Annotated in this window: 9 protein-coding genes; 7 read left to right on the forward strand and 2 right to left on the reverse strand. The window is 61.8% G+C overall.

Annotated features, from left to right (window positions below):
* Positions 1 to 21 precede the first annotated feature (21 nt).
* Positions 22 to 447 carry a nuclear transport factor 2 family protein gene (locus HX786_RS18715; RefSeq protein ID WP_003210732.1) on the reverse strand — a complete coding sequence of 142 codons (426 nt, stop codon included), beginning with the start codon at positions 445 to 447 and terminating at the stop codon, positions 22 to 24.
* A complete protein-coding gene (gene speB / locus HX786_RS18720; RefSeq protein ID WP_003210733.1) occupies positions 447 to 1,397 on the reverse strand; it encodes an agmatinase in 951 nt (316 codons plus the stop codon). Before speB ends, HX786_RS18715 begins: the two co-directional genes overlap by 1 nt.
* A gap of 244 nt (positions 1,398 to 1,641) precedes the next feature.
* Between speB and HX786_RS18725 the strand changes: the two genes are divergently transcribed.
* The 7 genes from HX786_RS18725 to HX786_RS18755 all read left to right on the forward strand — a co-directional run bounded on the left by HX786_RS18725 (position 1,642) and on the right by HX786_RS18755 (position 9,431).
* Positions 1,642 to 2,535: a LysR family transcriptional regulator gene (locus HX786_RS18725; RefSeq protein WP_003210734.1), complete on the forward strand. Its 894-nt coding sequence runs from the start codon at positions 1,642 to 1,644 to the stop codon at positions 2,533 to 2,535.
* Between the two features lie 6 nt (positions 2,536 to 2,541).
* On the forward strand, positions 2,542 to 3,138 hold the full coding sequence (locus HX786_RS18730; protein WP_178912447.1) for a tRNA-uridine aminocarboxypropyltransferase: 597 nt from the start codon (positions 2,542 to 2,544) through the stop codon (positions 3,136 to 3,138).
* A gap of 100 nt (positions 3,139 to 3,238) precedes the next feature.
* Complete coding sequence (cysM, locus tag HX786_RS18735; RefSeq protein ID WP_003210736.1) at positions 3,239 to 4,141, forward strand: cysteine synthase CysM; 903 nt, start codon at positions 3,239 to 3,241, stop codon at positions 4,139 to 4,141.
* Positions 4,141 to 5,493: a 23S rRNA (uracil(1939)-C(5))-methyltransferase RlmD gene (gene rlmD / locus HX786_RS18740; RefSeq protein WP_008438175.1), complete on the forward strand. Its 1,353-nt coding sequence runs from the start codon at positions 4,141 to 4,143 to the stop codon at positions 5,491 to 5,493. The genes cysM and rlmD overlap by 1 nt, the downstream gene beginning before the upstream one ends.
* Positions 5,494 to 5,629: 136 nt before the next feature.
* The gene (relA, locus tag HX786_RS18745; protein WP_008438176.1) at positions 5,630 to 7,873 is read left to right on the forward strand and encodes a GTP diphosphokinase; all 2,244 of its coding nucleotides are present in this window, start codon (positions 5,630 to 5,632) and stop codon (positions 7,871 to 7,873) included.
* 153 nt (positions 7,874 to 8,026) lie between these two features.
* Positions 8,027 to 8,860 (forward strand): nucleoside triphosphate pyrophosphohydrolase, encoded by an 834-nt coding sequence (gene mazG, locus HX786_RS18750; RefSeq protein ID WP_178912448.1) that lies wholly within the window; start codon positions 8,027 to 8,029, stop codon positions 8,858 to 8,860.
* Positions 8,861 to 8,885: 25 nt separating this feature from the next.
* Complete coding sequence (locus tag HX786_RS18755) at positions 8,886 to 9,431, forward strand: DUF2058 domain-containing protein (protein ID WP_003210740.1); 546 nt, start codon at positions 8,886 to 8,888, stop codon at positions 9,429 to 9,431.
* Positions 9,432 to 9,511: the final 80 nt, after the last annotated feature.

The raw sequence follows: 9,511 nt of genomic DNA on the forward strand, positions 1-9,511 counted from the left end.
GATCTGCTCCGATCACATTGGCTAATGGGGCGGCAGCCCTTCCGGCATAGCGGACAAATGTTCGTGACAGGCCAGCCACAGGCCTTCTTTTTGTTGTGTGCGATCCCCTTGCCGCTTGAAGACAATGGTCTCGCGTTCCTGGCTAAAGAATTGCTCCCCGTTCATGCGCAGCTCGGTGGCCACGTCATGCACAAATACCGCGACGTCACCGTGCAGGCTGACGAAAGCGTTGCTTGAGGTGCAGGACAGCACCTCAAATCCCTCGTCCCGGCGCCAGCTGTCCCACAACACCTGGTAGGCATCGCGACTCAGCAGCGGCTGGGGGAGGGTGTAGAACACGAAGCTGGCGTCGGCACTGAACGCACCGAAGTAGGCGTCGCGATCATTGCGGGCGAAGGCCGACACCAGGTCGGCCGCGGCTTTTAATACCTCGGCCTGGGCGCTCATCAGCGGTGCGCCACGCCCGGCAATACGCAGAGCATTTCGTACAGCAGGTTGGCGCCCAGCAGCGAGGTGTTGCCGGTGGTGTCGTACGGCGGCGAAACTTCTACCAGGTCGCAACCAATCAGATCCAGGCCTTGGCAGCCGCGGATGATTTCAATCGCCTGGATCGTGGTCAAGCCACCGATTTCCGGGGTGCCGGTGCCGGGCGCCCAGGCTGGGTCGATGCCGTCGATATCGAAGCTCAGGTACACCGGGCCACCGCCGACTTTCTCGCGCACTTCAGCCATCAGGGGCGCCAGCGAGTGATGCCAGCATTCTTCGGCCTGGACCACACGGAAGCCCTGTTTGCGGCTCCAGTTGAAGTCTTCGGCGGTGTAGCCCTGGGCGCGCAGGCCGATTTGCACCACGCGGTCGCAATCCAGCAAGCCTTCTTCCACCGCGCGGCGGAAGGTGGTGCCGTGGGCGATTTTCTCACCGAACATGTGGTCGTTGACGTCAGCGTGGGCATCGATGTGCACCAGCCCGACCTTGCCGTGTTTCTTGTGGATCGCCCGCAGGATCGGCAGGGTGATGGTGTGGTCACCGCCCAGGGTCATCGGGATCACATTGTGTTCGAGGATCTCGTCGTAGGCTTCTTCGATGATGCGCACGGCGTCCAGCAGGTTGAAGGTGTTGATCGCCACGTCGCCGATGTCGGCAACCGACAGCGAGTCAAACGGCGCGGCGCCGGTGGCCATGTTGTAAGGGCGGATCATCACCGATTCGGCGCGAATTTCCCGCGGCCCGAAACGGGTGCCGGCACGCAGGGAGGTGCCGATGTCCAGGGGCACGCCGACGAAGGCGGCATCCAGGCCCTTGGCCGATTGCAGATGGGGAAGACGCATCATGGTGGCGATGCCGGCGAAGCGCGGCATTTCGTTGCCGCCCAGTGGTTGGTGGAAAATCTTGTCCACGGGATTGCCTCATCGTTTTGTTTATTAGAAGCCGATTCTGCGAAATGCATGGGAAGGGAAGAATCGGCAGGGGCAAATACTTAGTTCAGATTTTTCTAAACTAATGCCTGAGGTAAACTCGGTTCAAATGTGGGAGCGGGCTTGCTCGCGAATACGGTGTGTCAGTCACGGAGGGTTCGATTGATCCACCGCATTCGCGAGCAAGCCCGCTCCCACAGGTTTTATGTTTGCCTCTGGAGAGCCCATGGCCAACGCCTTGCCCGACCTGAAACTCCTGCGCATCTTCGTCAGCGTCGTGCGGCACCAGGGTTTCGCCAATGCCCAGCACGAACTCAACCTGTCGACCTCGGCCATCAGCACTTACATGAGCCAGCTGGAAGCCGCGTTGGGCCTGGTGCTGTGCCATCGCGGGCGGGGCGGGTTCAGCCTCACCAGCAAGGGCGAGTTGTTCCATCAGGAAACCCTGCGCCTGCTCGGCGAGCTGGAAGGCTTCGAGCAATACGCCGCCGCGCTCAAAGGCGAACTGCGCGGCACCCTGAAACTCGGCGTACTCGACTCCACCGTCAGCGACAAGGCCTTGCCGTTTGCCGAAGTGATCGGCGCCTACAGTCAGGAACACCCGGCGGTGCATTTGCACCTGTCGGTGATGAGTCCTTACGAGTTGCAACTCGGCGTCCAGGATAATCGCCTGGACCTGGCCATCGGTGCGTTTTCCAACCGGATGAGCGGGCTGATCTATATGCCGCTGTACCGCGAACAGCACTGGCTGTATTGCAGCACCCGTCACCCATTGTTCAACGAGCGGCGCATTCCCGAACAAGTCATCACCCAGCAACGCATGGTCGGTCGTGGTTACTGGAGCCAGGCCGAACTGGCGCGTCACGGCTTCAAGCACAGCGCCGCCACGGTGGAAAGTATGGAGGCGCAATTGATCCTGGTGCTGTCCGGCGCCTACATCGGCTACCTCCCGGAGCACTACGCCCAGGCCTGGGCCGACAAAGGGGATTTGCGGGTACTGCTGCCGGCAACCTTTGGTTACCAGGCGCCGTTCTCGATGATCATGCGCCGGGGCCGCAGCCGCGAACCCCTGATCCAGACCTTCCGCGATTTACTCAAAGCCCAGCTCAACCAGGCCTGAAAACCCATGTCCAGACCCCAATGCTCCCGCTGCCTGCGGCCCACCACTCACTGCCTGTGCGCGCTGATTCCCCGGCTGGATAGCCTAACCCGGGTGTTGCTGTTGCAGCATCCGAGTGAGGTCAATCACGCCTTGAATACCGCGCGGTTGGCGGCGCTGGGCTTGGTGAATGCGCAGTTGGTGGTGGGGGAGGTGTTTGAGGATTTGCAGGCGTTGTTGAATCCGCCGGGTTATCAGGCGCGTCTGTTGTTTCCGGACGAAAATGCCCAACCCTTGCAGGCCGATACGCCATCCGACGAACCGTTGCTGCTGGTGGTGCCGGACGGTACCTGGCGCAAGGCGCGCAAGTTGCTGCACCTCAATCCTTTATTGGCGGCGCTGCCTCGGGTGACGCTGGCGGAAGGCGCCGTGTCCCGTTATCGGCTGCGCAAGGCACCGGGGCCCGGAGCGTTGTCGACGGTGGAGGCCATCGTGCAGGCGTTGCAGGTGCTTGAAGCGCCCACCTCATTTGAGCCGCTGCTGAAACCGTTCGAGGCATTGATCGAAGGACAGATTGCCGCGATGGGCGACGAAGTGTTCCAGAGAAACCACGGCCCCGCCTGACTTATTCCATTAAGCGATAAGCACCACACTTTGCGTGATATGGCCCGCCAGCCTTTCCCGGTATGATAGTCGCCCCCGCAGTCTGGATTGCGAATACGCCATGACCTTGCAGTACCCCACCATCGCCGATTGCGTCGGCAACACCCCGCTGGTCCGCTTGCAGCGCTTGCCGGGCAACACCAGCAATACCTTGTTGCTCAAGCTCGAAGGGAACAACCCGGCCGGCTCGGTCAAGGACCGCCCGGCGTTGTCGATGATCACCCGCGCCGAGTTGCGTGGGCAGATCAAGCCCGGCGACACCCTGATCGAAGCCACCTCCGGTAACACCGGGATTGCCCTGGCCATGGCCGCGGCGATCAAGGGCTACAAGATGGTCCTGATCATGCCCGACAACGGCAGCGCCGAGCGCAAGGCGGCGATGACCGCCTACGGCGCCGAGTTGATCCTGGTCACCCAGGAAGAAGGCATGGAAGGCGCCCGCGACCTCGCCGAGCGTATGGCTGCCGAAGGCCGTGGCCTGGTGCTGGACCAGTTCGCCAACGGCGACAACCCCGAGGCGCACTACACCACCACTGGCCCGGAAATCTGGCGCCAGACCCAGGGCACCATCACTCACTTCGTGAGTTCGATGGGCACCACCGGCACCATCATGGGCAATTCGCGCTACCTCAAGGAGCAGAATCCCGAGATCCAGATCGTCGGCCTGCAACCGATGGAAGGCGCCGCGATCCCGGGGATCCGTCGTTGGCCCGAAGAGTACTTGCCGAAGATCTACAACGCGGCTCGCGTCGATCGCATCATCGACATGGCCCAGCGTGAAGCCGAAGACACCACCCGCCGCCTGGCCCGTGAAGAAGGCATCTTCTGCGGCGTGTCGTCCGGTGGCGCCGTGGCCGGGATGTTGCGCTTGTCCCAGGAGTTGGAAAACGCGGTGATCGTCGCGATCATCTGTGACCGTGGCGACCGTTACCTGTCGACCGGCATTTTCGACGCGCCCAACTGATGGCCAAGCACGAGAGAGGCCTGCGCTTCCAACCGACGGGCGGCAGCCGGGCCCCACAGATTCCTGTAGGCAAGAAGCAGCGCCTGACCATCGAGCGCCTGGCCAACGACGGCCGCGGCATTGTGTTCTTTGAAGGCCGCACCTGGTTTGTCGTGGGTGCGCTGGCCGGTGAAGAGGTGGAAGCGCGGGTGTTGGGCGCCCACGGCAAAGTGGTCGAGGCGCGCACCGAGCGCGTATTTACCGCCAGCGAACTGCGCCGTCCGGCACCCTGTGTGCACGCCGGCCGCTGTGGCGGTTGCAGCCTGCAACACTTGCCCCATGACGAACAACTCGCCCTGAAACAGCGCATGCTCGCCGAGCAATTATCCCGTGTGGCCGGTGTCGAACCCCAGGAGTGGGCCGCGCCTTTGAGCGGGCCGGAATTCGGCTATCGTCGCCGCGCCCGCGTGGCCGTGCGCTGGGATGCCAAGGCGAAGAAACTTGAAGTCGGCTTTCGTGCCGTGGCCAGCCAGGACATCGTCGCCATCGACGATTGCCCGGTGCTGGTACAGGCCTTGCAACCGATCATGCAGCGTTTGCCCAACATGCTGCGGCGCTTGAGCAAGCCTCAGGCATTGGGGCATGTGGAATTATTCAGTGGTTCGTCGATTGCCGTGTTGTTGCGACACATGGCGCCCTTGTCCGAAGCGGACCTGACGATCCTGCAGGAATTTTGCACGTTCCATGAAGCCCAACTGTGGCTGCATGGCGAGGGCCAGCCGCAACCGGTCGAACCAGACCAGGCCTTGGGCTATCGTCTGGAACCGTGGGATTTGCAGTTGGCGTACCGCCCGGGAGACTTTGTGCAGGTCAACGCCGGGGTCAATCAGGCGATGGTCGCCCAGGCGCTGGATTGGCTGGCGCCGAAGCCCGACGAGCGGGTGCTGGATTTGTTTTGTGGCTTGGGCAACTTCGCCTTGCCGCTGGCCCGCCAAGTGCGGGAAGTGGTGGCGGTGGAAGGGGTGCAGGCCATGGTGGACCGGGCGGCACAGAATGCCGTCAGCAATAATTTGCATAATGTTCAGTTTTTTCAGGCCGATTTGTCCCAGCCTTTGACCGACGCGGAATGGGCCAAACAGGGCTTTTCTGCGGTACTCTTGGACCCACCCCGCGATGGTGCCCTGGAGGTTGTGCGCAAGCTCGCTACCCTGGGGGCTGATCGCCTGGTGTATGTGTCCTGCAATCCGGCAACGCTGGCGCGGGACACGGTCGAGTTGGTCAAGCAAGGCTACCGGCTAAAACGTGCCGGGATCCTCGACATGTTTCCCCAGACGGCCCATGTCGAGGCCATGGCGTTATTTGAAGCGGGCTAGGATGCCCGTTTAATCCGACTGGCCTGCATCTCCTGGGCCTGTGACCTGCCAGGGAGCGTGCACAAGCTTTTTTTGTAAAGCAGGTCAGCGATGATTTTGACGCACTAAAAGGTGCGTCGTAGGGAAGGTAAGCAAGATGGTACAGGTGAGAGCACACCAGCCGATCAACACCGACGGCAGTATCAATCTCGAGGCATGGCTGGATCATGCCATCAGTGTCGACCCGGCACTGGACCGTGAAGCCTTGAAAGCAGCCTGCGAGTTCGCTCGTGAGTCTGAACAGCAAGACAATGCGGCGAAGAACCTGTGGGCCGAAGGCACTTCAAGCTTTCGCACCGGGTTGGAAATCGCCGAGATCCTCGCCGATCTCAAGCTCGATCAGGATTCGCTGATCGCGGCGGTGCTGTATCGCGGCGTGCGCGAAGGGCACATTCAGCTGCCCACCATCAGCCAGCGTTTCGGCACCGTGGTGGCCAAGCTGATCGACGGCGTGCTGCGCATGGCGGCGATCAGTGCCAGCCTCAGCCCGCGCCAGTCGATGGTGCTGGGCACCCAGGGCCAGGTGGAAAATCTGCGCAAGATGCTGGTGGCGATGGTCGACGACGTGCGCGTCGCCTTGATCAAGCTGGCCGAGCGTACCTGCGCGATTCGGGCGGTGAAAACCGCCGACGACGAAAAGCGCAACCGCGTCGCCCGCGAGGTGTTCGACATCTACGCGCCGCTCGCCCACCGCCTGGGCATCGGCCATATCAAGTGGGAACTGGAGGACTTGTCCTTCCGTTACCTCGAACCCGATCAATACAAACAGATTGCCACGCTGCTCCATGAGCGGCGGCTGGACCGTGAGCGCTTTATCGCCGACGTGATGAGCCAGTTACGCACGGAATTGCAGGCCACCGGGGTTGAAGCCGACATCAGTGGCCGGGCCAAACACATCTATTCCATCTGGCGCAAAATGCAGCGCAAGGGCCTGGCCTTCAGCCAGATCTACGACGTGCGCGCCGTGCGCGTGCTGGTGCCGGAGATGCGCGACTGCTACACCGCGCTGGGTATCGTGCACACGCTGTGGCGGCACATCCCCAAGGAATTCGACGACTACATCGCCAACCCCAAGGAAAACGGTTACCGCTCGTTGCACACGGCAGTGATCGGCCCCGAGGGCAAGGTGCTGGAAGTACAGATCCGCACCCACGCGATGCACGAAGAGGCGGAGCTGGGCGTATGCGCTCACTGGCGCTACAAGGGCACCGACGTCAAGGCCGGGTCGAACCAGTACGAAGAGAAAATCTCCTGGTTGCGCCAGGTGCTGGAGTGGCACGAAGAGCTGGGCGACATCGGCGGTTTGGCCGACCAGCTGCGGGTAGATATCGAACCTGACCGGGTCTACATCTTCACCCCCGACGGCCACGCGATCGACCTGCCCAAGGGCGCCACACCGCTGGATTTTGCGTACCGGGTGCACACCGAGATCGGCCACAACTGCCGTGGCGCCAAGATCAACGGGCGCATCGTGCCGCTCAACTACAGCCTGCAGACCGGTGAACAGGTCGAGATCATTACCAGCAAGCACGGTACGCCGAGCCGCGACTGGCTGAACCCAAACCTGGGCTACATCACCACGTCCAGGGCGCGGGCGAAGATCGTCCACTGGTTCAAATTGCAGGCGCGCGACCAGAACGTCGCCGCCGGCAAGACCTTGCTCGAGCGCGAATTGGCACGCCTGGGCCTGCCGCAGGTGGACTTCGACAAGCTGGCCGAAAAGGCCAACATGAAGATCGCCGAAGACATGTTCGCCGCCCTCGGTGCCGGCGATCTGCGCCTGGCGCAGTTGGTCAACCTGGCCCAGCAACTGGTTGAGCCGGAGCGGGGCAGCGAGCAGCTGGAACTGATTCCACGCAAGGCCACCGGCTACAAGCCGGGCAAGCGCGGCGATATCCAGATCCAGGGCGTCGGCAACCTGATGACGCAAATGGCCGGCTGCTGCCAGCCATTGCCGGGCGACGCCATCGTCGGTTACATCACTCAGGGCCGCGGGGTGAGCATTCACCGCCAGGACTGTGCCTCGGTGTTGCAACTGGGCGGGCGCGAGCCGGAGCGGATCATCCAGGTCAGTTGGGGCCCGGTGCCGGTGTTGACCTATCCGGTGGACATCATCATTCGTGCCTACGACCGTTCCGGGCTGCTGCGTGATGTGTCGCAGGTGCTGCTCAATGAGCGGATCAACGTGCTGGCGGTCAACACCCGCTCGAACAAAGAGGACAACACGGCGCTGATGTCCCTGACCATCGAGATTCCGGGGCTGGACGCGTTGGGTCGGTTACTGGGGCGTATTTCCCAGTTGCCGAACATTATTGAGACCCGGCGTAATCGCACGCCATGAGTAGCTGGATGAGCGCGGACTGAACTGTGGGAGCGGGCTTGCTCGCGAAGGCGATGTGTCTGTCAAATATCAGGCAACTGACACGACGCCTTCGCGAGCAAGCCCGCTCCCACATTTGATCCTCAGCGTTCCCACTTCTGCGGAAAGAGACTGATGTATTCACTTGAAGACCTGCTGCACCTGATGAACCGCCTGCGCGACCCGCAATACGGTTGCCCGTGGGACATCAAGCAAACCTACGCCACCATCGTCCCCCACACCCTGGAAGAAGCCTACGAAGTCGCCGATGCGATCGAGCGCGGGGATTTTGATCACCTGCAAGGTGAGTTGGGCGACCTGTTGTTCCAGGTGGTGTATTACAGCCAGCTGGCGCGGGAAGAAGGGCGCTTCGAATTCGCCGGGGTGATCGACAGCATTACCCGCAAGTTGATTCGCCGTCACCCGCATGTGTTTCCCACGGGAGACTTGTACGCGCCGCTGGATATTCCGCATCTGAGCGAAGAGCAGGTCAAGCAGCGTTGGGAAGAAATAAAGGCCGAGGAGCGTGCGGAAAAATCCGACGCACCGGAGCAACTGTCCTTGCTGGATGATGTACCCACGGCCTTGCCGGCGCTTTCCCGCGCCGCCAAATTGCAAAAGCGCGCCGGGCAGGTGGGTTTCGACTGGCCGGCCGCGTTGCCCGTGGTGGATAACGTGCGCGAAGAGCTGGATGAAGTGCTCGAAGCCATGGCCGATAACGACCCGGCAGCCATCGCCGATGAAGTAGGTGACCTGCTGTTTGCGGCGGTCAACCTGGCCCGTCACCTCCAGGTCGACCCGGAAGCAGCCTTGCGTTTAGCCAACGCTAAATTCGAACGACGTTTCCGATTTATCGAACAGGCATTGCGCGAGACCCACCGTCCCATAGAAGATTGCACCCTCGAAGAGTTGGACGCCCTGTGGGGCGAAGCCAAACGCCAGGAAAAGAATCTGTCCAGCTGCGGCTGAGCCGTTGCCCAAGTGAGTAAGCACCATGAGCATTTCCCTTCGCGACCAGTTGCTCAAAGCAGGCCTGGTCAACCAAAAGCAGGCCAAGCAGGTCGGCAAAGAGAAACAGAAACAGCAGCGCCTGGTGCATAAAGGCCAGGCCGAAGCGGACGACAGCCAGGCGCGCCTGGCCATCCAGGCGCATGCCGAAAAGGTCAAGCGCGACCAGGAGCTGAACCGTCAGCAGCAGGAAAAAGCCGAGGCTAAGGCCCGCGTTGCGCAGGTCAAGCAATTGATCGAAACCTCGCGCCTGCCCAAGCTGACCACCGAGGACTACTACAACTTCGTGGATGACAAGAAGGTCAAGCGCCTGTCGGTCAACACGCTGATGCGTAACAAGCTGAGCAACGGCTCCCTGGCGATCGTGCACCACGGTGGCGGTTACGAGGTGATCCCGCGCGAAGCCGCGCTGAAGATCCAGGAGCGGGCGCCAGAGCGCATCGTCCAGATGAACGTGCTGACCGAAAGCCAGGTGCCGGATGAGGATGATCCGTACGCCGCCTACCAGATCCCTGACGACCTGATGTGGTAATGCGTTAGAAACACACATTGTGGCGAGGGAGCTTGCTGTGGCGAGGGAGCTTGCTCCCGCTGGGGCGCGAAGCGCCCCCA

Origin of the sequence: Pseudomonas sp. 21615526, assembly GCF_013386245.1 — a bacterium.
Taxonomy (GTDB): domain Bacteria; phylum Pseudomonadota; class Gammaproteobacteria; order Pseudomonadales; family Pseudomonadaceae; genus Aquipseudomonas.

What these genes read in the sequence shown, in the direction of transcription:
- HX786_RS18715 (WP_003210732.1), bottom strand. Translation starts at nt 447, where the DNA reads ATGAGCGCCCAGGCCGAGGTATTAAAAGCCGCGGCCGACCTGGTGTCG.
- HX786_RS18725 (WP_003210734.1), top strand. Translation starts at nt 1,642, where the DNA reads ATGGCCAACGCCTTGCCCGACCTGAAACTCCTGCGCATCTTCGTCAGC.
- HX786_RS18730 (WP_178912447.1), top strand. Translation starts at nt 2,542, where the DNA reads ATGTCCAGACCCCAATGCTCCCGCTGCCTGCGGCCCACCACTCACTGC.
- cysM (WP_003210736.1), top strand. Translation starts at nt 3,239, where the DNA reads ATGACCTTGCAGTACCCCACCATCGCCGATTGCGTCGGCAACACCCCG.
- rlmD (WP_008438175.1), top strand. Translation starts at nt 4,141, where the DNA reads ATGGCCAAGCACGAGAGAGGCCTGCGCTTCCAACCGACGGGCGGCAGC.
- relA (WP_008438176.1), top strand. Translation starts at nt 5,630, where the DNA reads ATGGTACAGGTGAGAGCACACCAGCCGATCAACACCGACGGCAGTATC.
- mazG (WP_178912448.1), top strand. Translation starts at nt 8,027, where the DNA reads ATGTATTCACTTGAAGACCTGCTGCACCTGATGAACCGCCTGCGCGAC.
- HX786_RS18755 (WP_003210740.1), top strand. Translation starts at nt 8,886, where the DNA reads ATGAGCATTTCCCTTCGCGACCAGTTGCTCAAAGCAGGCCTGGTCAAC.